This is a genomic window from Candidatus Pseudothioglobus sp. uisw_142 (assembly GCF_059512465.1).
Genome location: NZ_CM183452.1, coordinates 655,956 through 674,823, shown reverse-complemented (window position 1 = coordinate 674,823; position 18,868 = coordinate 655,956). Strand labels below are relative to the sequence as shown.

Annotated in this window: 25 protein-coding genes and 1 pseudogene; 6 read left to right on the top strand and 20 right to left on the bottom strand. The window is 39.5% G+C overall.

Features of this window, described 5'->3' with window-relative positions:
- Positions 1 to 9: 9 nt before the first annotated feature.
- Genes AC5YGB_RS03450 through AC5YGB_RS03430 form a run of 5 tightly spaced genes read right to left on the bottom strand, consistent with a single transcriptional unit; the run spans position 10 to position 4,048 of the window.
- Complete coding sequence (locus tag AC5YGB_RS03450; RefSeq protein WP_496137835.1) at positions 10 to 528, bottom strand: pilus assembly PilX N-terminal domain-containing protein; 519 nt, start codon at positions 526 to 528, stop codon at positions 10 to 12.
- A complete protein-coding gene (locus AC5YGB_RS03445) occupies positions 525 to 2,063 on the bottom strand; it encodes a prepilin-type N-terminal cleavage/methylation domain-containing protein (RefSeq protein ID WP_496137834.1) in 1,539 nt (512 codons plus the stop codon). Before AC5YGB_RS03445 ends, AC5YGB_RS03450 begins: the two co-directional genes overlap by 4 nt.
- Positions 2,053 to 2,520, bottom strand: coding sequence for a prepilin-type N-terminal cleavage/methylation domain-containing protein (locus tag AC5YGB_RS03440; RefSeq protein ID WP_496137833.1), 468 nt, complete (start codon positions 2,518 to 2,520; stop codon positions 2,053 to 2,055). The genes AC5YGB_RS03445 and AC5YGB_RS03440 overlap by 11 nt, the downstream gene beginning before the upstream one ends.
- Positions 2,521 to 3,042 (bottom strand): prepilin-type N-terminal cleavage/methylation domain-containing protein, encoded by a 522-nt coding sequence (locus tag AC5YGB_RS03435; protein WP_496137832.1) that lies wholly within the window; start codon positions 3,040 to 3,042, stop codon positions 2,521 to 2,523. It lies immediately after the preceding gene.
- The gene (locus AC5YGB_RS03430) at positions 3,035 to 4,048 is read right to left on the bottom strand and encodes a PilT/PilU family type 4a pilus ATPase (RefSeq protein ID WP_496137831.1); all 1,014 of its coding nucleotides are present in this window, start codon (positions 4,046 to 4,048) and stop codon (positions 3,035 to 3,037) included. The genes AC5YGB_RS03435 and AC5YGB_RS03430 overlap by 8 nt, the downstream gene beginning before the upstream one ends.
- Positions 4,049 to 4,129: 81 nt before the next feature.
- Here AC5YGB_RS03430 and AC5YGB_RS03425 point away from each other — a divergent pair.
- Positions 4,130 to 4,387 (top strand): annotated as a pseudogene (locus AC5YGB_RS03425) (prepilin peptidase); the annotation flags it as partial.
- 30 nt (positions 4,388 to 4,417) lie between these two features.
- Positions 4,418 to 4,891: a prepilin peptidase gene (locus AC5YGB_RS03420; protein WP_496138011.1), complete on the top strand. Its 474-nt coding sequence runs from the start codon at positions 4,418 to 4,420 to the stop codon at positions 4,889 to 4,891.
- A gap of 98 nt (positions 4,892 to 4,989) precedes the next feature.
- Here AC5YGB_RS03420 and AC5YGB_RS03415 read toward each other — a convergent pair whose 3' ends face one another.
- The 10 genes from AC5YGB_RS03415 to AC5YGB_RS03370 all read right to left on the bottom strand — a co-directional run bounded on the left by AC5YGB_RS03415 (position 4,990) and on the right by AC5YGB_RS03370 (position 9,808).
- Complete coding sequence (locus AC5YGB_RS03415) at positions 4,990 to 5,496, bottom strand: prepilin-type N-terminal cleavage/methylation domain-containing protein (protein WP_496137830.1); 507 nt, start codon at positions 5,494 to 5,496, stop codon at positions 4,990 to 4,992.
- Entirely contained in the window at positions 5,489 to 5,986 is a 498-nt protein-coding gene (locus AC5YGB_RS03410; protein WP_496137829.1) for a prepilin-type N-terminal cleavage/methylation domain-containing protein, read from the bottom strand. The genes AC5YGB_RS03415 and AC5YGB_RS03410 overlap by 8 nt, the downstream gene beginning before the upstream one ends.
- Position 5,987: 1 nt before the next feature.
- Positions 5,988 to 6,497, bottom strand: a complete 510-nt coding sequence (locus AC5YGB_RS03405) for a prepilin-type N-terminal cleavage/methylation domain-containing protein (RefSeq protein WP_496137828.1) — start codon at positions 6,495 to 6,497, stop codon at positions 5,988 to 5,990.
- Positions 6,487 to 6,963: a hypothetical protein gene (locus AC5YGB_RS03400; RefSeq protein ID WP_496138010.1), complete on the bottom strand. Its 477-nt coding sequence runs from the start codon at positions 6,961 to 6,963 to the stop codon at positions 6,487 to 6,489. Before AC5YGB_RS03400 ends, AC5YGB_RS03405 begins: the two co-directional genes overlap by 11 nt.
- A 35-nt stretch (positions 6,964 to 6,998) precedes the next feature.
- Positions 6,999 to 7,451: a hypothetical protein gene (locus tag AC5YGB_RS03395; protein WP_496138009.1), complete on the bottom strand. Its 453-nt coding sequence runs from the start codon at positions 7,449 to 7,451 to the stop codon at positions 6,999 to 7,001.
- A gap of 48 nt (positions 7,452 to 7,499) precedes the next feature.
- Positions 7,500 to 7,919 carry a tetratricopeptide repeat protein gene (locus tag AC5YGB_RS03390; RefSeq protein WP_496137827.1) on the bottom strand — a complete coding sequence of 140 codons (420 nt, stop codon included), beginning with the start codon at positions 7,917 to 7,919 and terminating at the stop codon, positions 7,500 to 7,502.
- Positions 7,920 to 7,981: 62 nt separating this feature from the next.
- Complete coding sequence (locus tag AC5YGB_RS03385; RefSeq protein ID WP_496137826.1) at positions 7,982 to 8,506, bottom strand: prepilin-type N-terminal cleavage/methylation domain-containing protein; 525 nt, start codon at positions 8,504 to 8,506, stop codon at positions 7,982 to 7,984.
- A gap of 45 nt (positions 8,507 to 8,551) precedes the next feature.
- On the bottom strand, positions 8,552 to 9,109 hold the full coding sequence (locus AC5YGB_RS03380) for a prepilin-type N-terminal cleavage/methylation domain-containing protein (protein ID WP_496137825.1): 558 nt from the start codon (positions 9,107 to 9,109) through the stop codon (positions 8,552 to 8,554).
- Positions 9,072 to 9,545, bottom strand: coding sequence for a prepilin-type N-terminal cleavage/methylation domain-containing protein (locus AC5YGB_RS03375; RefSeq protein ID WP_496137824.1), 474 nt, complete (start codon positions 9,543 to 9,545; stop codon positions 9,072 to 9,074). Before AC5YGB_RS03375 ends, AC5YGB_RS03380 begins: the two co-directional genes overlap by 38 nt.
- A 5-nt stretch (positions 9,546 to 9,550) precedes the next feature.
- Positions 9,551 to 9,808: a hypothetical protein gene (locus tag AC5YGB_RS03370; protein WP_496137823.1), complete on the bottom strand. Its 258-nt coding sequence runs from the start codon at positions 9,806 to 9,808 to the stop codon at positions 9,551 to 9,553.
- A 339-nt stretch (positions 9,809 to 10,147) separates the two neighbouring features.
- On the opposite strand from AC5YGB_RS03370, the gene AC5YGB_RS03365 reads away from it, so the two are divergent.
- Positions 10,148 to 10,834, top strand: a complete 687-nt coding sequence (locus AC5YGB_RS03365) for a hypothetical protein (protein ID WP_496137822.1) — start codon at positions 10,148 to 10,150, stop codon at positions 10,832 to 10,834.
- Between the two features lie 165 nt (positions 10,835 to 10,999).
- Here the strand turns inward: AC5YGB_RS03365 and AC5YGB_RS03360 are convergent, their stop codons facing one another.
- Positions 11,000 to 12,631, bottom strand: coding sequence for a choline dehydrogenase (locus AC5YGB_RS03360; protein WP_496137821.1), 1,632 nt, complete (start codon positions 12,629 to 12,631; stop codon positions 11,000 to 11,002).
- 56 nt (positions 12,632 to 12,687) lie between these two features.
- Between AC5YGB_RS03360 and AC5YGB_RS03355 the strand changes: the two genes are divergently transcribed.
- From AC5YGB_RS03355 to AC5YGB_RS03345, 3 genes are all read left to right on the top strand, one after another.
- Entirely contained in the window at positions 12,688 to 13,071 is a 384-nt protein-coding gene (locus AC5YGB_RS03355; RefSeq protein ID WP_496137820.1) for a toxin-antitoxin system YwqK family antitoxin, read from the top strand.
- Between the two features lie 92 nt (positions 13,072 to 13,163).
- The gene (locus tag AC5YGB_RS03350) at positions 13,164 to 13,355 is read left to right on the top strand and encodes a hypothetical protein (protein ID WP_496137819.1); all 192 of its coding nucleotides are present in this window, start codon (positions 13,164 to 13,166) and stop codon (positions 13,353 to 13,355) included.
- The gene (locus tag AC5YGB_RS03345) at positions 13,337 to 13,753 is read left to right on the top strand and encodes a toxin-antitoxin system YwqK family antitoxin (protein ID WP_496137818.1); all 417 of its coding nucleotides are present in this window, start codon (positions 13,337 to 13,339) and stop codon (positions 13,751 to 13,753) included. The genes AC5YGB_RS03350 and AC5YGB_RS03345 overlap by 19 nt, the downstream gene beginning before the upstream one ends.
- A gap of 27 nt (positions 13,754 to 13,780) precedes the next feature.
- Here AC5YGB_RS03345 and AC5YGB_RS03340 read toward each other — a convergent pair whose 3' ends face one another.
- The 4 genes from AC5YGB_RS03340 to AC5YGB_RS03325 are packed head-to-tail and all read right to left on the bottom strand — an operon-like array spanning position 13,781 to position 18,868.
- Positions 13,781 to 14,350, bottom strand: a complete 570-nt coding sequence (locus AC5YGB_RS03340; protein WP_496137817.1) for a sarcosine oxidase subunit gamma — start codon at positions 14,348 to 14,350, stop codon at positions 13,781 to 13,783.
- On the bottom strand, positions 14,343 to 17,306 hold the full coding sequence (locus AC5YGB_RS03335) for a sarcosine oxidase subunit alpha family protein (protein ID WP_496137816.1): 2,964 nt from the start codon (positions 17,304 to 17,306) through the stop codon (positions 14,343 to 14,345). The genes AC5YGB_RS03340 and AC5YGB_RS03335 overlap by 8 nt, the downstream gene beginning before the upstream one ends.
- Entirely contained in the window at positions 17,303 to 17,593 is a 291-nt protein-coding gene (locus AC5YGB_RS03330) for a sarcosine oxidase subunit delta (protein WP_020025834.1), read from the bottom strand. Before AC5YGB_RS03330 ends, AC5YGB_RS03335 begins: the two co-directional genes overlap by 4 nt.
- Before the next feature lie 12 nt (positions 17,594 to 17,605).
- A complete protein-coding gene (locus AC5YGB_RS03325) occupies positions 17,606 to 18,868 on the bottom strand; it encodes a sarcosine oxidase subunit beta family protein (RefSeq protein WP_020025835.1) in 1,263 nt (420 codons plus the stop codon).

The window sequence follows — 18,868 nt, the reverse complement described above, 5'->3', positions numbered from 1 at the left end:
CCTTTGTTCCTAATATATTATTGATACGATTGTCTCTAAAGAGGTCTTATCATAACCATCGACATTAAATCCATTTGAGTTAATCTTGAAGTAGTGTTTGTTAATAGTCGTTTCAGACTCATAATTATCATCTTGGCCTACATTAAAACCTTCACCCCCAGCATTGAGAGCTTTCACCTTTATTTTTTGAATCTCGCATTTGTATCCTTGTGATTCCATTTGTTTTTTTCTTTTAGTGTCTTCACCAATATCCCATTTTCCCATGCCCTTATTTGTGGAAATAGTATGACAAATTGACCCTACACTACACCTCATATGATTTATTTCAAGCCAGTTAATCGCCTCAGTGATACAACTCTCAGCACTATACAAATAAGTTCTTTTATCTGTATTTGAATTTACCTCCTTAGCTGCCTGAATACTAGAATAATATAAACCTATTCCCATCGTCGTCATCACCAAAGTTAAGACTAAAGTTACAACAATAATAAACCCTTTTCTAGTATTTTGTTGTTTTAGATAGTTCATAACATCATATTTCTTACTAAAACTTTTGATGAAAATGTATCTCTTTTATAATTATCAGTCTTATCAATAGCAAAGTTTCCTTCAGTGTAGTCTTTCTTTAAATATTGACGAATTTTGCCGTATTTTTCTTTTGCTCTGAGGGTTAAATTGATAGTTAATAGAGACTCTTGGCCAGTCCTTGAGGTTTTAAATGCTAGTGCATAAATATAATAACTATTATTATCTATAGTGCCGACCTTTTCTTGACCTTTAGGTTTTGTTGGATCATAAATATAAATTTTATCATCACCCTGTCCAGCGGCATATAAGAGACCGTTTGGACCAAATGCTAGTGCATAAATATAATAACTATTATTATCTATAGTGCCGACCTTTTCTTGACCTTTAGGTTTTGTTGGATCATAAATATAAATTTTATCATCACCCTGTCCAGCGGCATATAAGAGACCGTTTGGACCAAATGCTAGTGCAGTTTGATAATAAAGATTAGTGTCTATAGTGCCAACTTTTTCTTGATCTTTAGGTTTTGTAGGATCCCAAATATAAATTTTATCATCGCCACGACCAACAGCATATAAGAGACCGTTTGGACCAAATGCTAGTGCATAAATATAATAACTATTATTATCTATAGTGCCGACCTTTTCTTGACCTTTAGGTTTTGTTGGATCATAAATATAAATTTTATCATCACCCTGTCCAGCGGCATATAAGAGACCGTTTGGACCAAATGCTAGTGCAGTTTGATAATAAAGATTAGTGTCTATAGTGCCAACTTTTTCTTGATCTTTAGGTTTTGTAGGATCCCAAATATAAATTTTATCATCGCCACGACCAACAGCATATAAGAGACCGTTTGGACCAAATGCTAGTGCATAAATATAATAACTATTATTATCTATAGTGCCGACCTTTTCTTGACCTTTAGGTTTTGTTGGATCATAAATATAAATTTTATCATCGCCACGACCAGCACCATATAAGAGGCCACTCGTTGTTATGTTTATAAACTGCAAATCCTCAATGAAATCGGCCATTACCTCTTTATTACCGATAATTGGTTTTGTAAGCAATACATTACTCTTACCCAGTATATCTTTTTGTTTGTAGAGTCGAAATCGATCGCCTTTTTTGCTTGTAAATGCCTCTGTCCAGTAGCGAACCCTAATCCGATTCACTGAACTCGAAACAAGCCTCCCTTTCCAATCCAAAACATCATCTACATAATCATAAATTACGGTTAACTCATCACAACATTTGTTGCCACTATCTTTAATAGTAAGTGGGCTACTAATTTTTCCATAGGTCATATTTGCGTCTTCATCAAGATACTCAAACCCAGCCATACGAGCATCTCTCTCAATCATTTGCATAATAGCCCTTCCTGACTGTTGCATTTGAGAGAGGTCAAGATTCTTTGTGTATTGAGTCTTGACCATATCATAAGACGCATAAGCGCCTGCAATAATGATTGTACTAACCGCCATAGCAACTATCATTTCAACCAGAGTAAATGCTTTTTTGTTAGTCTGCATTAAATACTCGCTTCACATAAACAGTTTTCTTATCACTTTTTCCACTAAGCTCAACAGTAACCACATAAACATTCTTGTCACCCACTTTAGTTTTGACTACTCTTATTAATCGCTTGTCTTGAGCTCTTTTCTCGCCTAATTCTCCCTGCAGCTTCTGACACCAGAGTTTTAGCCTATTTAGCTGTTCTGTTTTCCCAACATTACCTTTAATATTGCCACACTGTGCTAAATCTTTACCGTGATATTCCAATATATTTGATTGATCAGCGTTAAGGGATTCAATAATTTCACCTGCCTGAAAGCTAAGCTTTTGTCTCTCAATTGACTCGTAAAGGACACCGTTTGACGAAGTTACTAATTGGTACACTCCTGCAAATGCAATTGCCATGATTACAACTGAAACCAAAGACTCAATTAATGTAAAGGCGCTCAAAGATTGTTTTTGAATTATTCTCATTTATAACTCATCCCAACTATTGGTTGAAGCGTTATACCTAGTTTTCTCTATAAGGCCTGTAGCCCCAAAAACAGTGGCTCTGTAAGTGTATTTTTTAGTGCCACAATCCCTACTAAATTGAAAGCTCTGGCCACCTGCACTTCCATCAGGGTAAAAGCAAATGTTGCCTCCTTGAACCCAGGTCTCTATTGGAAATGAAAAAGTAGGAATTTGTTTTTCTAGTGATAATGACCTAGCGTTAACTGTACAAGATTTATTCATTAGCTGGAAAGGCCTTAGGTTTGCTGCACCGTAACCGCGTTGAGACTGTCGAACCCTTACCATAGTTGTTTTATTTCTGTTTTGCCCTTCTATCCGAACCTCATTTAAATACTGGTTAAATTTATTAAAGTCATTTAAAAGCTCCTGGCGACAATTCCAGCCCGATAAATTTGGTCCAGCAATTGCCGCTAATATCCCAAAAATTGCAATTACAATCAGCAACTCAACGAGCGTAATTGCGGATTTAAATGAATTAATCACCTAGCTCGACATCATTTTGATTTACCTGCCCAGATGTCACCAACTCCTCAATCGCTTGATTCATTGTGACCATTCCCTCTCCTCTAGCAGTCTGCATAATTGAACTTATTTGAAATATTTTACTTTCTCGGATAAGGTTCCTCACAGCATGGTTGCAAACCATAATTTCAAATGCAGCGACCCTTCCCTGCCCATCATTTGTCTTAAATAATTTTTGGGTGACAACCATCTGCAATGACTGAGAAAGTTGGGCTCTAATTTGCCCCTGCTGCTCAGAGGGAAAAACATCGATAATACGATTAATCGTATTTGGCGCACCTGATGTGTGCAATGTGCCAAATACCAAATGGCCTGTTTCAGCTGCGGTAAGTGCGAGTTGTATGGTTTCAAGATCCCTCAGCTCGCCAACAAGAATAACGTCAGGATCCTCTCGCAGAGATGCCCTTAATGCAGATCCAAAAGAAACAGCATCTTTTCCAATCTCTCGTTGAGAAATACTACATTTTTTTGAGTGATGGATATACTCAATTGGATCCTCAATAGTCAGTATATGGCCACTTTTTGTATTATTTATCTCATCAATTATTGAAGCAAGGGTAGTTGATTTACCTGATCCTGTAGGCCCAGTCACGAGGACCAGTCCATTAGGTTTTTCTGACATTTCACGCATCACATAAGGCAACTTTAAGTCAGCCATAGAAGGAATTTCTGTTTCAATTTTGCGAAGAACTATTGAAAGGCCTTTAGACGTATAAAAAAAGTTTGCACGAAAACGGTAATCTCCTATTTCAAATGATAAGTCAATATCACGGGATTTTTCTAAATCTACTCTCTGCTCATCTGTGAGAATTTGAGAGATAAATTCTTCAATATCTCTAGAAGAAACAATGTCCTCATCTGGAGCAATCATCTCTCCATTGATCCTCAGCATTGCTGGCATACCTTCTTTTAAATGGACATCTGAAAAAGCATAATCTTTGGAATATTGCTCAATTAAAGTAATCATATTCTTCCTTATGTTTTAAATATCAAATAGAACTATTTAATTGTAGCATTAATCAAAGTTTATTAAGATAGAATAGTTGTTATGACATTAAATATAGTTGTTTTTGTTATCGGGTTAATTTTTGGATCATTTCTGAATGTTTTGGTTCATAGAATTCCATTACAAATCTCTTTGTTTAAACCATTAGGGTCAGTCTGTACACACTGCGAATCAAGGATAAAGTGGTATGAAAACATACCAGTCTTTTCTTATATTTTTCTCAAAGGAAAATGCTCAAACTGCCATAAAACTATATCCACTTTATATCCCCTCATTGAGATTTTAACGGCGTCAGTAACCCTCATTCTATTTCGCAATTATTGGCTAAACATGGAGTTAATACTTACGATTTTGCTTTTTTATAATCTAATAGTGCTGTCGTTTATTGATTTTAAATATAGAGCAGTACCGGACTACCTTTTGATCATTGCAGTTATTATTGCGTTACTGATTGGTGACCTAAAAAATATACTACTGTTTGCTGGAGGTTTTGTCTTGCTGGAGCTATTTATAACATTCTATGTTCAAAATATCAAAGCAAAAATTACTAAAAATAAGGCACTAGAGAGCCAGGCTGCACTGGGCGAAGGAGACATTCCTATAGTAGCAGTAATTGGCGGAATACTTGGGATTCATCTTGGAATTTCAGCAATCTTTTTAGCGGCGTTACTTGCACTATTGCCTGCATTGTATAATTTGATTTCAAAAAAAGAGATTGAGACTGCATTTATTCCCTTTTTATCCTTAGGACTCTTTATTACGCTAATTACAGAATTTAATATTTTTTTCTTTTTTTTAATTTAGACCCTTTTTGGGCTAAGAGTTAGTTCTACTTTACTTGAGTCTAATTTAAAGTATTCTTTTAAGTGAATGAGGAAAATGTCAAAACTGATCTTATAAGGTTACTCGGCGAAAATTGTGCTGACAAGATATTTGCTGTTACCAGATTCATCACCAATATTAGATGTCACTCCAATAATATTTCCATTTAAGGTTAAACAGGTTTTGCCTAGTTGGTTTTGAACTCCATTTACGCCACAACCAGAACGAGATACGCTTTCTGACTTATGGCCTTCAGGAAAGTATGGATTTTTAGAGTGTTGCCATTGAAAGTGATATTGAAGCATATTTAAAAATCTATTAAGGTCATCCATTATCCATGAACAATTATAGGAAGGATAATAGTTTGGAGCACCTTGTATAGTCCAAGTAGCACCTCTGTCAGCACATTTAGTAAATCCTAAGCTCAACTCAGACTCTATCATTTTATGTTTTGAGATTGTGGCATTAATTTTCGCTTCAGTCATATAGCCGTTATACATAGGAATACCAACACTAGCGAGAATACCAATAATGGCAACTACGATAAGTAGTTCGATTAGTGTGAATGCTTTGTTTATTTTATTCATGATTAAATTCAAATACTAATTTTTCCTTTTCCGTACAAGAATCTCCACAACAAGAGCACATTGATACTATGTTACTTTTGTCTTCAGCCCATACCCAAATAAAGCCTTTATTTGCTACTGTACAAGCATTGCTTCTGCCTGGTTGAAGTACTCTATTTTTAGAGGGCTTATATTGGTTGCCAATCCTTGGACTATCAAAATGATTAATAAAATAGTCTGCATAGAGAGTAAATTTTTTTGTATCGCAACGAATCGGATAATGTTTTAAATCATTTACGTGAGTTCTATATCTTAGTTGAATAGTGTCGCTATTAGCGCATTCTAGTGCTTTAGTGGCAAATGCTTGTGTTAAATTTGAAAAATTTTCCTGACAAACGGCATCTTTACTTGATTCAACATAGTTGTTATAAATAGGCACACCAACACTTGCCAAGATTCCGATGATGGCAATAACGATAAGTAATTCAATTAATGTGAATGCTTTTTTCATATTATTCAATTGGTATATATATTTGCTCGTGCCCAATTTTGCAATCATTAGGCGTGCCATTAACATTTGTTGTTACACGTACAAATTTACCTGGGCCCCAGTTAGGAGGCGACCCCCAAATGGTTGTATCACCTGGCCATAAACATTCGTCTGTAGTGTTTCCATAAACTGGAGATCCGCTACCCTCTCCGTAAGGATTTTTCATATCAGTATATTTAAAATGTATTGCAAAAGCAGTTGCTAAATTTTGAGGGGTATCATTACAACTTACTGAATACTGAATACCTTTGGATCTTTGTAGTTTAATACTTTGGGCGCCAGTAGAACAAAGCATTAAATTAGAGGATATAAAATTAGTGATAATTTGATGTTTAGAATCAGTTGCATTTATTTTTGCATCCAGCATATATCCGTTATACATAGGAATACCGACACCAGCGAGAATTCCGATGATAGCAACAACGATGAGCAACTCGATTAGGGTGAATCCTTGTTTTATACTAACACCCACTAACCATTCCTTTCATGCTAATTCCTACCGAAAGTGTTTCAGTTTTTTTAGTAGAGGGATTAAAAACAGAAGAATTGATATTTACAAGACACTTATTAGTTGGCTTTCCATCGAAAATTATATACCCGTCTTTATTTTTTAGGGCCATTCCTTCTGGTGTACCAAACCACCAAGTTGCACTATACCCAGTAATAGGGTTCTTAAATTCTGAGAAATGATAATGATCAATAAATAGACTTGCAAATGAATTTGTGTTTTGATCTTTACAAATATGTCTCCTACTCCCTCCGCCATTTACCAAAAAAGTCATTGAGCCTTTTAATTCACAATCAAGAACTAAAATAGCTGCATTACTAGAAACAATATTAAAATTCTCTTTTACGGCATTGTATTTACTTGTTTCAATATATCCGTTATACATTGGAATACCGACACCAGCAAGAATACCAATGATGGCAACTACGATTAGCAGCTCGATCAGTGTAAATCCTTTTTTTATATCTACTCCTTGACTAAAGTAGCCCTTAAATAAACATTACCCCCTTTTCCATCACCAACATTTGTAGAGATGAATATTTTTTTTTGATTGCTATTTATATTATTATCTTTACCACTTATATTTGAAGCACCTAAGATTGGATAACTGTTATTTGTAGAAAAAACTCCATTGTAACTTCCATCAGGCCAATATGGATTTGTAAAGTTTGCATAATCTCTAAAATATTTCACCATTTCCACTGAAATATCATAAGCACTCCAGGCGCAATATATGTCCTTATAACCTGGCAATAATACTTTTGAAGCGCCAGCACTGCATCGGGTAAGAGTAGAAGCAATAAAGCTGTTAATAGCAGCGTGGTTCGCTTTTGAAGCATTGATTTTAGCATCCGCCATATAGCCGTTATACATAGGAATACCGACACCAGCGAGAATGCCAATGATTGCTACAACAATGAGGAGTTCAATTAAAGTGAAACTTTTTAGATTATTTAAAGTTTTTTTTTAAAACTTCCATAATTCATATTCATTCCAGACATCTTCAGCACGATTGAAGCCGTTTTCATATGCTAACTGAATCCAATACTTGGCATTTTTGAATGACTTGAGAGCTCCCTTCCCTTCAATGTATATTTCTCCTAAGATAAATTGCGCCTCAGCTTCGCCCTGTTCAGCAGCTTTCTTTAACCACTCAAAAGCCTTATCATAATCTTTGAGAACTCCTTTGCCGTTATAGTAAAGAATGCCCAAGTTAGTTTGAGATTTGGCATCTCCACTTTCAGCAAGCGCCCTCCACTCCTTTGAGGCAGCTTTGTAATCTTCTTCGAGAAAAGCGTTCCATCCATCGTTAAAATCTGCAACAGCCATATTTGTTACAGAAGTCAACCCAAATAGAAATATTAAAGATATAAGAATTTTTTTCATTTTCATATGATTTTCTATTTCATAGTGAACCTAATATACACGTATATTTGTTTTTTGTATATTTATCTTTTCCAAGATATATTTTCACTAAGAATCCTGTTAGGAACCGTTTCATCATTGGTTGTCACTGCCCAGATCGCTATATTTTTTCCAGAGCCTTTGATCATATCTATACATATATACCCTGCCATTGAAGCATTGCAAACCTTTTTTCCGCCAGGATCATTTCTTACGTGAACAACGTAAGGAGTATATTTCGCATACCACTCATCTGGATATACCATTAACCAATTTTCATTTTGAAAATGACTTGTTAAAGACCATGCCATTTCCCAGGCACTGTTTGGACATTGGACATTTTTAAAGCCATCTCCAGTATGAAGCTCGATAGTATCTGAAATTTCACAGCTAATCATTTTTAACTTCATAAACTTAACAAATTCATCGAAATTACTTTGTACAGTTGCAATCTTTGATTGTTGAACATAGCCGTTATACATCGGAATACCAATACCCGCAAGAATACCAATGATAGCAACTACTATAAGAAGCTCAATCAAGGTAAAGCTTTTTTTAAGTCTTTTCATTTTATTTAGAATAATTCTTGAATGAATAATGAGTATTCATTCGATTTAATTCGTATACTCACGCTCAAAATTATAAACAGTGACTTCGTGAGGTGGATTATAAAAGTCATTACATGTCAGTTCGACGTATTTATAATCTTGATTACTATTTACATACTTAATAGCTACTGGATAACCATTTGCAAGTAGACCAGCCCCTCCACGAAATGGCGTACCACTCTTATTGAAACCTACTACAGAAATATCGCCCCAACCTTCAGGGTGTGAAATTGTTTTAGCAATAGCAGTATGTTTTTGATACATGTAAAGTGCGATACCATTGCCTCCCCAAGAGCAAGGCGTTTTTTTAGTTGTGGAAAGTATTGGTAATGTCTTATCTGGGTAAAGTTTGCAATAAAGTATAGCAGATTCAATGTCCGCCCTTACATTACTGCAAGTCTCTGCTAGCTTGGTTTCTTGAGCTTGAGCTATATATCCTTGGTACATGGGAACACCAATTGTAACTAAAACGCTTATGATAGCTACCACAATGAGAAGCTCAATTAATGCGAACCCTTTTTTGATGCTACTCCTTAACAATGGATTCTTTAGAGGTGTAAGCATTGCCACCATCCTTGTCACCAATGTTGGTAATAATAGTTATAGTATTTCCAGGCGTTTCTGCATAAATATTGGTAATTCCAAGATATGGGTTGCCAGAGGTGCAAACAACAGATTTACTAGTACTTTGACCTGGCAACATAAAGTTATATGGGTTGCTGGATATAGAATTTAAGTAGGGTGCAAAATCTTCACAGAATTTTAATGTAGATTTCTTACATGACGTACTCGATGTCCCCATGACTACAGAGTCAGACCCTGAAGAACATTTTGTAATTGAAGCTGCAACAAAACTCTTCACATTTGTGTGGTTTGTTTTTGCACTTTCGATCTTTGCTGAAATCATATAGCCGTTATACATTGGTATTCCAACGCCAGCAAGAATGCCAATAATTGCTACAACAATAAGGAGTTCGATTAAAGTGAAAGATTTTTTCATCTTAATTATTTAAGGTTTGAAGTAAAACTCCAATCATATTTCCTCCAAAGATAAATACTGACTCCTCTTGTTAGAACCCCAAGAACAACTAAAACCACAACAATGAACTTTATTTGAGAAATTAATAGATAGATTGGCTGAGGGTTTTGCAACATCAAAAGAGCAATTGTCAGCCCTAAGGCGATACCAATTAACAAGGTTGGCCAGAAAGAAAAGCTGATTAAGATCTTTTCTTTCGTTGAGTAATTCCTAATATTTTTCATAATATTGCTCAATTAAGTTAAGAATATAAAATTTTTAATTAAATAGAATATAAATTTATAGCTTATAAAGAGAGATAATTATATAACAAATTCATTAATCTTTACTCATGCTAATTGATAAGAAACCGAACATGAAACTCGAACAAGTTATTCACAATTATTTGACTTTAAACTTTAAAAATGTTAATTTGGCGGGGTTTTGAGATTAATAATGTAAAAAAATTATTAATTTTTTTCAAATAATCTCATTTAGAAGTTTTATGTTGTGTGAATGTAATTATGAAAAAAATACTTATTTTTTTAATATTTTGTATATATTTTTCTAACTCAGCTATGGCTATGAGCTCGTTGAATTTATCTTTCGATATTGGCAGTAGTGACTCTAGCAGTAGTGACTCTAGCAGTAGTGACTCTAGCAGTAGTGACTCTAGCAGTAGTGACTCTAGCAGTAGTGACTCTAGCAGTAGTGACTCTAGCAGTAGTGACTCTAGCAGTAGTGACTCTAGCAGTAGTGACTCTAGCAGTAGTGACTCTAGCAGTAGTGACTCTAGCAGTAACAAAAAAAACGCAAATGATAAGGATAATGACGAAAGCAAAATCACAACTGTGCATAAAAAAGCATTATGCGCAAAGAATGTTAATAAACCAAAATTTTATAGAGAAACATCGCCTGATTATTTTTCTACTTACTTAGGTGGGATTATTAACACAAAGAGTCTTAATGAGTTTTTTAATATTACAAACAATCGATACAACAAAAGCTGTAATATTTGGTATCGCAAATACTTGACTTTGCAGTTCAATAAAGCTCTTGTTTTTGCCTATAATCCAAAAGATATTAAGGATGTCTCAAGTTACTGGGGATTTTCATATAATAGCGCACATAAAATAGTTGCAGAGCGGGATGCCTTAAATGCCTGTAAGCTTAGTAGTGAAAAAAAAGAATCACACATATGTGCAATTCTTTTTGTTAATAATGAAATCGTGAACAAAGAATATCTCAGCTTAGCAAAGCAAACATATTAGCTTTAGATTGTAATTTGCAAACTAATTACAATTTGCCTCGCTTTAGTGGGACACTCCAGCTGGACCAAGTATTGTTGCAGCCGCTTCAGTTTTTTTTGTTTTGACCGCTCTTCCTGCAATTTCCATTCAAGCACTTAGAGTGGGGCGGTATAAAAAAATGACAGGCTAGTCATCAAAGGCAAAGGATGCCTTTATAGGATTAAGTTGCTCTTTCCCTAAAATCATATCTGCAGCGCGAGCAGCTATCATTTGGGTAGGTGCATTTAAATTGCCTGATATAATTTGAGGCATCACTGACGCATCAATAACGCGAAGATTCTTAACTCCATGAACCTTCATCTGCTCATCAACCACCGCCATCTTGCTATTTCCCATCGAACATGAGCAGCTTGGGTGATAGTCTGTCTCCGCAACATCTCTAATAAACTTCACTAAGTCATCATCTGATTCAACCTCAGGGCCAGGTATTAACTCCTCTCCCCGATACTCATCAAATGCCTTCTGCGAGATAAGCTCACGCGCCTTTTTGACGCCGCATAACATTTCGGCCAAGTCTTCTGGATGTTGCAAATAATTAAAGGTCATTAATGGTTTTTCGAGCGGGTCTGCCGATTTCAGAGTGACCTCTCCCCTACTCCTCGGCCTGAGCTGATCAACATGAATGGCAAAGGCTTGTAATAAAGAGATTTTATTGTCTTTATATTCAAAGCCTACTGGGCCAAAGTGATACTGAATGTCGGGGTATGCCGCCTTTGAGCTACTTCTGATAAGTCCACCAGCCTCCCATATATTTGAAGCTCCAATCCCCTTTTTCGTAAAGACCCACTTAATTCCTGTTGCTAACTTTCGATGCGGCTGGTTGACCTTGTGAATTGGAAAACTTTTTTTACAGGCGTATTGAAGTATGACGCAAGAATGGTCTTGGAGGTTTTGACCGACACCAGGCAGATCAACATTGACATCAATACCGTGCTCTTTGAGGTGTTTTTCTGGACCAATACCAGAGAGCATCAGTAGGTGAGGTGAGTTAATAGCGCCGCCCGAGAGTATCACCTCATTATTGGCCTTAACTGAGCGTGTCTCCCCTCTGTGCTTAAAGGTCACTCCGCTTACTGAGTTATCGGTCATATTAATTTTGAGAACCTGAGATTTGGTGAGAAGCGTTACGTTCCCCCTTGCAAGGGCAGGCCTGAGATGCGCCACAGCAGCGCTGCATCTTCTTCCGTGCTTTCTTGTGGCGTCAAGCCTTGCGATGCCCTCAGGGTTATAGCCATTAAGGTCCTCAGAGTAGCCCTGTCCAGACTGACGCCCAGCCTCCTCAAACGCATCAAATAGTGGGTTTTCAAAAGAGCCCTTCGAGACGCCAAGATTACCGCTACCCCCTCGCCATTCATCTTCACCACGATCCGAACTCTCGCCCTCTTTGAAGTAAGGAAGGCACTGATCATAAGACCACTCTTTTAATCCGCACTCCGATTGCCATCGGTCATAGTCGAGCGGGTGACCGCGCATATATACCATTGAGTTGATTGAGGATGACCCGCCAACCACCTTACCTCTTGGCATTGGAACCTTTCGATTAAAGAGCTCTGGCTCATTCTCCGTTAAGTAGTTCCAGTTGGTCTTTGGGTTTCGATAAGCCTTATAGACGCCAGCGGGTATATGGATCATTAGGTTGGAGTCCATTGGTCCTGCTTCCAAGACTAAGATTCGATGCTTCTTGTCTTCACCAAGCTTGTTTGCAAGAACGCACCCTGCAGAGCCAGCACCAACGATGACATAATCATAACTGTCCATAAAACTAACACTCAATATTCATTAAGCATTAGTTTATATTGAAATATAATTCGATTATGAAAATTGACACAAAAAATGAAATAGAAACGCACCGCTATGCGTCCGGACAGAAGCTATCCGAAGGCCTTTGGATGAATGGCAAGAAGGAAGGCGTCTGGACGGAGTGGTATGAAAATGGACAGATTAAAAGCCAGGAGTCATACAAAGAGAATGTATGGCACGGAAAACACAATTACTGGTACGAGAGTGGTCAGAAGATGAAAGAGAGTATTGATATAAATGGCCTGTATGAGGGCCTATGGGTTACTTGGCATAAAAATGGTCAGAAATGGGAACAAGGCAACTATAGAAAAGAAAAGAAAGAAGGCCTCTGGACGAAGTGGGATGAAAATGGTCAGATTATTGCTCAAGAAAACTTCAAGGATGGAAAGCTAGTCTAGACTTACAAAATGAAGATCAATAAAAAATTTGTCATTTGGATACTCTTTAACATCTTAGCAAGTGTGATCTTTCTAGCCTTTGTGCATAGCTAATGGTTTGGCTTTTATCAATAGTAGACTCCATTATCACAACTGTTTTTAGTTTCTTTCTCTGGATAGTAATGCTGTGGACGCTCACCATGTCTTCTATCCTTGGAAATGAAAAGGGTCAAGAACTATATTGTGACAGTGTTGATGCTGGAGTTGAGCTTTGTGAAAAGAAAGAATGGAGTATAGTGACCTGATGAAAGATGGAGAACATAGTCAGAAGCTATTCAATGACATGAAGCAAGTAACTACCTATAGAGACGGTAAGAAGAACGGCAGAGAAACGTATTGGTATCCCATAGGGCAGAAAGCCTCAGAATGCTTCTATATAGATGACAAAATTGAAGGTGAGCTCACCGCTTGGACTGAATTTGGACTCGTGATTCAGCAGGACAATTACAAGAGTGATTTACTTCACGGGCTATCTAGAGTTTGGAATGAAGAGGGACAACTTGAATCAGAAATTATGTTTCAGCACGGAAAGCCTTCAGGAAAATATACCTTCTATGAGAACGGTGTCAAAGTGAAAGAGGGAGTCGCAGAATACAACAAGGATGACTCACCCTACAACTTTGATAACGAAACTGTAAATTGATATTACAAAAATCTACAGCTTCTTTATTTATAAAACGTTTTCAGCAGATACTTCAATAGCGTGAAGCATAGAGCGTCCAAATGATCGCATCGTTAATAGAACGTAGGAATCGTCGCCATCTCTATAGATGATTGTCCCTATATGCTCCATGATTGTCCTCGATACACCGCCGACAGGAAACGCTTCTAGACTTATATCGATTGGGCAGATTCTCTCAAGCACGTCTCTACTTCTCTGACCACCAACCCTAATCATAGCCCAGGTATCGGACTGATCCGTATAGTATGCTGGCGCAGATAAACGGCTAGATAAGTGAGCTTCTGCGTCATTACCTTCATAAGTAAAGTAGGCTAAAACTTGGTTCTTTTGCAGACGCCAGAGCATAATCGAAGAGTCCTTTGAAAGGGTTGAGCGCTCCATTTCTGGGAGCTTAAGACCGCAAGACTTATCGATTGAAGACTCAACCTCACTAAACTTCTCTCTTGGAAGTGCAACCATCACGAGAGACTTGTCAGTCACCTCAGTGATATTGAAGCCATCCATCTCTATCTCGACGCCACCTAGCGGTGACTCTGGCAATAATTCGTAATCAGACACGTAGACGCCCTCCTTCAGGATCATAGAAGTGTGGACTACAAATCTCAACCTCTATATCACTATTTCTAACTAAATCAACGGCGCGAACGAACTCACCCTTTCTATTCAGTCCATCTTTAATAAATCCGAGGCCAATATAACAGCCCAGCATCGGTGAGTAGATCGACGAAGAAATCCAGCCCTGGTCATTGTGCGTGGTCGCTTCTTCTCTGAGTCCGAGGAGATGTGCACCAGCCATTGAGTGACCTTTATCAACTAAAGCATTTTTGTTCACCGGCTTGAAGCCAACCATCTGCATACGATCATTCCTGAGTAGCTCTTCTCTTTGACCTAACTTGTAACCGATAAAGTCTTTTTTACCTGAGACCATACCGCCCATTCCAAGATCATAAGCACTCGTCTGACCGTTTAGTTCTGGTCCCGCTGCGTGCCCCTTTTCAATTCTCATGACGCCAAGCGCCTCAGTTCCATATGGAACGACATCAAACTCTTCGCCTGCATGCATCATTGCTCTCATGAGAGCATCACCGTAACGCGTTGGAACCGCAATTTCGTAGGCCAGTTCGCCCGAGAAAGAGATCCTAAAAAGTCTTGCAGGGATGCCGCCACAAACTGTGATTGCGCCTGCCCCCATGAAAGGGAACGCTTCATTTGAAATATCGTGCTCGGGGTCAACAATCTTTTCTAATAGATTACGAGAGTTAGGTCCTGCGACTGCGTACTGAGCATACTGCTCAGTCACTGAAATCATGTGGACATCGAGATCAGGCCATAGCACCTGGTGACAGAACTGAAGGTGACGATAAACACTGACCGCGTTAGCAGTCGTCGTTGTCATCACGAAGTGATCTTCAGCGAGTCTTGCTGTTGTTCCATCATCCATCGCCATGCTGTCTTCTCTAAGCATCAGGCCGTACCGTGTCTTTCCAACGGGCAGCTTCGCAAAAGCGTTGACATAAACCTTGTTCAAGAATTCAGAGACGTCTGATCCTTTAATATCAATTTTTCCAAGTGTTGTGACATCACAGATGCCGACAGAAGCGCGCGTCTTAATGACCTCACGATCAACGGACTGACGCCAGTGCGTCTCACCCGGCTGAGGGAACCACTGCGAGCGATACCACATCCCAACCTCAACGAACACAGCGCCCTGCTCTTCAGACCACTTGTGGCTCGGTGTGTACCTTGTTGGATAGAACTCCATCCCTCTTCTTCTTCCAGCAAATGCACCAACTGCAACAGGAGAGTATGGCGGCCTGAAAATGGTTGTTCCAGTCTCCTCCATAGTCTGACCCATGTTCTCAGCCATGATGCCGATACCTAAAACGTTAGCGGTTTTGCCTTGGTCCGTTGCCATGCCAAGCGTTGTGTAGCGCTTGACGTGCTCAACCGACTTAAATCCTTCTTGGTTCGCTAAGCGAACATCTTTCGCGGTGACATCATTCTGGAAGTCAACCCAAGCGCGATTCTTGCCGCTTTCAACGCCCCAGTTAGCGACCACATTGTAGGCAACCGCTGGCGTTGATGCAGCCTTAAGGTCTGCGGCTTTGTAGCCTAATTCTAAGGCAACACTCGAACCTAAATCGTGACCCTCTTTCATCGCATCAGAGAGAACCATGGTTCCTTTTGCTCTTCCCGCAACGCTCATTCCAGGAGGCGTCGCCTCATCTGGAATAAAAGAGGCAATCTCTTCATTCCATTTCGGTATCCCTCTGTGGTGACAGGTTAAATGTAGGTTTGGATTCCATCCGCCCGAAACAGCTAGTGAGTCGGTGTCAAGGGTTTTGCCATTTGAAAGCGTAATGGACTTCAGTGCCCTTCTGCCTTTGGTATCGACAACATCGGTACCCATAAAGATTTCAGCGCCTTGAATTGGTATCACTGGGCTGATAGAGCGCGAATCAATGACCGCAACAATATTAACGCCCTTAGACCTTAAATCTTTGGCTGTTTGCCAGCCGTCATCATTGTTTGTGTAGACCGTGACTTTGTTGCCCGTTGCAACCGCAAATCGATTCATATAAGCCCTCACCGCACCGGCAAGCATAATGCCTGGGCGATCATTGTTTCCAAAGGCGATTGAGCGCTCAATGGCGCCCGCACATAGAATTGATTTTTTCGCATAAATTCGCCAGTTGACCTGTCTCGGTTTATTACTATTCGTTCTAGACTCTGACGATCTGTTTTCTAGAGCACCATATATTCCGTGGTCGTAGACACCAAAGATAGTAGTATCTGACATCAAGGTGACGTTATCCATTGCGCTGAGTTTTTTAACGGCACTCTTTGCCCACGCGCTACCTTTGATATTATCAATCTTAGCCGTTTCAGTATTTAAGCGGCCTCCCATCAGGAAGTCCTCATCAGCCAGAATCACCTTAGCGCCTGAGCTTGCAGCTGTCAGTGCAGCAGACAGGCCAGTTGCGCCGGCTCCAATAATTAAAATATCGCAGTAACGAAACCCTTTGTCATAGGTGTCAGGATCTGGTTCTTTAGAGAGTGTTCCGAGACCGGCTGAATTACGAATGGCTGGCTCATAGATCTTTTCCCAAAAAGCCTTAGGCCACATAAATGTCTTGTAGTAGAAGCCAGCTCCAAGCAGCGGTGATAAAAAGTCAGTGATCGCCATTAAATCAAAACCGAGAGGTCCTCTATGATTTTGGCTATTCGCCTCTAAACCATTATAAAGCTGAGTCACAGTTGCGCGCGTGTTGGGCTCCTTGTGTGCACCGCTTCCGATCTCCATGATAGCGTTTGGCTCTTCAGAGCCAACCGTAACGATTCCGCGTGGACGGTGGTACTTAAAGGACCTTCCAACCAAGTGCTTGTTGTTGGCAAGCAGTGCGGATGCTAGAGTGTCTCCCTCGTACCCTCTTAAGATTTGACCGTTAAAGGTAAAGGTTAGCGTTTTCTTTTGGTCTATGAGACCACCGTCTTGTCTATGTGTTTGACTCATTTTCCGCGTCCCATTGATCTTGAGACATCTTGAGCAAGCTCAACCTTTGTAATCTCATGTGATAAAGTGTTCCTAGTTACAACCAGCCAAGACTGATCGCCCTGCTCGTGATACCAAAGCTCTTGATGATCACCAGCGATATTTTCTCTGATGTACTGATACTGATAGAAGTCCTCAGCTGAGGCTTCGTCTTCCCAATTAGTGGGCCTATTAATGAGGTCAGTCGACCCCAGGTAGACAAATTCTTCTGAATCTCGAGGACCTAGTAATGGATGATTAATGATCATTTTACGTCCTCCTTAGTGTAAGTTTGGTTGAGCGCCAACGCCCTTCTCATCAATAATAGCGCCGCGCCTAAATCGATCCAGTTTGTAAGCTGTAGCAACCTCATGTGACTCACTCGTTGCCAATAAATGGGCATAACAGAATCCGCTCGCAGGAGTCGCCTTAAAGCCGCCGTAACACCAGCCACCATTAAAGAACAACTCTTCAACCTCTGTGTTGTCAATGAATGGAGATCCGTCCATAGACATGTCCATGATTCCGCCCCACATTCTAAGAAGCCTGGCTCGACCAATCGATGGCATAATCGCCATACCGCCAGAGCAGACATCCTCGACAACCGGTAAGTTTCCTCTCTGCGCATAGGTGTTGTAGCCATCTATATCGCCGCCGAATACAAGGCCTCCCTTGTCAGACTGAGAGCAGTAGAAGTGACCTGCACCAAAAGTAATGACGTTATCCATAACCGGCTTCAAGCCCTCAGTTACAAAAGCCTGGAGAACATGGCTTTCAATCGGCAATTTAATGCCTGCTTTTGCCATTACTCTTCCGGATGAGCCTGCCACACAAACACCAACTCTGCCAGATTTAATGTCGCCTTTAGTCGTCTTAACACCTAAACACTTTCCGTTCTCAATATTAAAGCCAGTGACCTCACAGTTCTGAATAATGTCAACGCCAAGGTCGCTCGCCCCTCTCGCGTATCCCCATGCAACCGCGTCATGCCTTACTGTTCCGCCGCGAGGCTGAGCAAGCGCTGCTTTAATTGGGAATCTAGGGTTATCCATATCTAAGAATGGGTATCTCTCTTTAACTTCTTTCGCTTCAATAAATTCACAGCCCGCATCTGCAAAAAGCATCGCGTTACCCCTCCTAATGAAAGCGTCTCTCTGAGCATCAGAATGAATAAGGTTCATGATTCCGCGTTGAGAGACCATCGCATTGTAGTTCAAGTCTTGCTCTAGGTTTTCCCAGAGCTGCATTGACAATTCATAAAAGGGCTCGTTACCTGGAAGCAAATAGTTTGAGCGAATAATGGTTGTATTTCTACCGACATTACCACCACCAATCCAGCCTTTTTCAATGACAGCTACGTTAGTTATTCCGTGATTTTTTGCAAGATAATAGGCAGTCGCCAATCCATGGCCACCTCCGCCAACAATAACAACGTCATAGCCGTCAGCCTTTGGTTCAGCATCTCGCCAGGTCGGCTCCCAGCCTTTATGGCCCGTTAATGCTTCTTTTAATACCTTAAAGGCAGAATATTTTGTCTTGCTCAC

Coding starts and splice junctions, on each gene's coding strand:
- AC5YGB_RS03450 (WP_496137835.1), bottom strand. CDS start 528: ATGAACTATCTAAAACAACAAAATACTAGAAAAGGGTTTATTATTGTT.
- AC5YGB_RS03445 (WP_496137834.1), bottom strand. CDS start 2,063: ATGCAGACTAACAAAAAAGCATTTACTCTGGTTGAAATGATAGTTGCT.
- AC5YGB_RS03440 (WP_496137833.1), bottom strand. CDS start 2,520: ATGAGAATAATTCAAAAACAATCTTTGAGCGCCTTTACATTAATTGAG.
- AC5YGB_RS03430 (WP_496137831.1), bottom strand. CDS start 4,048: ATGATTACTTTAATTGAGCAATATTCCAAAGATTATGCTTTTTCAGAT.
- AC5YGB_RS03420 (WP_496138011.1), top strand. CDS start 4,418: ATGGAGTTAATACTTACGATTTTGCTTTTTTATAATCTAATAGTGCTG.
- AC5YGB_RS03415 (WP_496137830.1), bottom strand. CDS start 5,496: ATGAATAAAATAAACAAAGCATTCACACTAATCGAACTACTTATCGTA.
- AC5YGB_RS03410 (WP_496137829.1), bottom strand. CDS start 5,986: ATGAAAAAAGCATTCACATTAATTGAATTACTTATCGTTATTGCCATC.
- AC5YGB_RS03390 (WP_496137827.1), bottom strand. CDS start 7,919: ATGAAAAAAATTCTTATATCTTTAATATTTCTATTTGGGTTGACTTCT.
- AC5YGB_RS03385 (WP_496137826.1), bottom strand. CDS start 8,506: ATGAAAAGACTTAAAAAAAGCTTTACCTTGATTGAGCTTCTTATAGTA.
- AC5YGB_RS03380 (WP_496137825.1), bottom strand. CDS start 9,109: ATGCTTACACCTCTAAAGAATCCATTGTTAAGGAGTAGCATCAAAAAA.
- AC5YGB_RS03375 (WP_496137824.1), bottom strand. CDS start 9,545: ATGAAAAAATCTTTCACTTTAATCGAACTCCTTATTGTTGTAGCAATT.
- AC5YGB_RS03370 (WP_496137823.1), bottom strand. CDS start 9,808: ATGAAAAATATTAGGAATTACTCAACGAAAGAAAAGATCTTAATCAGC.
- AC5YGB_RS03365 (WP_496137822.1), top strand. CDS start 10,148: ATGAGCTCGTTGAATTTATCTTTCGATATTGGCAGTAGTGACTCTAGC.
- AC5YGB_RS03360 (WP_496137821.1), bottom strand. CDS start 12,631: ATGGACAGTTATGATTATGTCATCGTTGGTGCTGGCTCTGCAGGGTGC.
- AC5YGB_RS03355 (WP_496137820.1), top strand. CDS start 12,688: ATGAAAATTGACACAAAAAATGAAATAGAAACGCACCGCTATGCGTCC.
- AC5YGB_RS03350 (WP_496137819.1), top strand. CDS start 13,164: ATGGTTTGGCTTTTATCAATAGTAGACTCCATTATCACAACTGTTTTT.
- AC5YGB_RS03345 (WP_496137818.1), top strand. CDS start 13,337: ATGGAGTATAGTGACCTGATGAAAGATGGAGAACATAGTCAGAAGCTA.
- AC5YGB_RS03335 (WP_496137816.1), bottom strand. CDS start 17,306: ATGAGTCAAACACATAGACAAGACGGTGGTCTCATAGACCAAAAGAAA.
- AC5YGB_RS03330 (WP_020025834.1), bottom strand. CDS start 17,593: ATGATCATTAATCATCCATTACTAGGTCCTCGAGATTCAGAAGAATTT.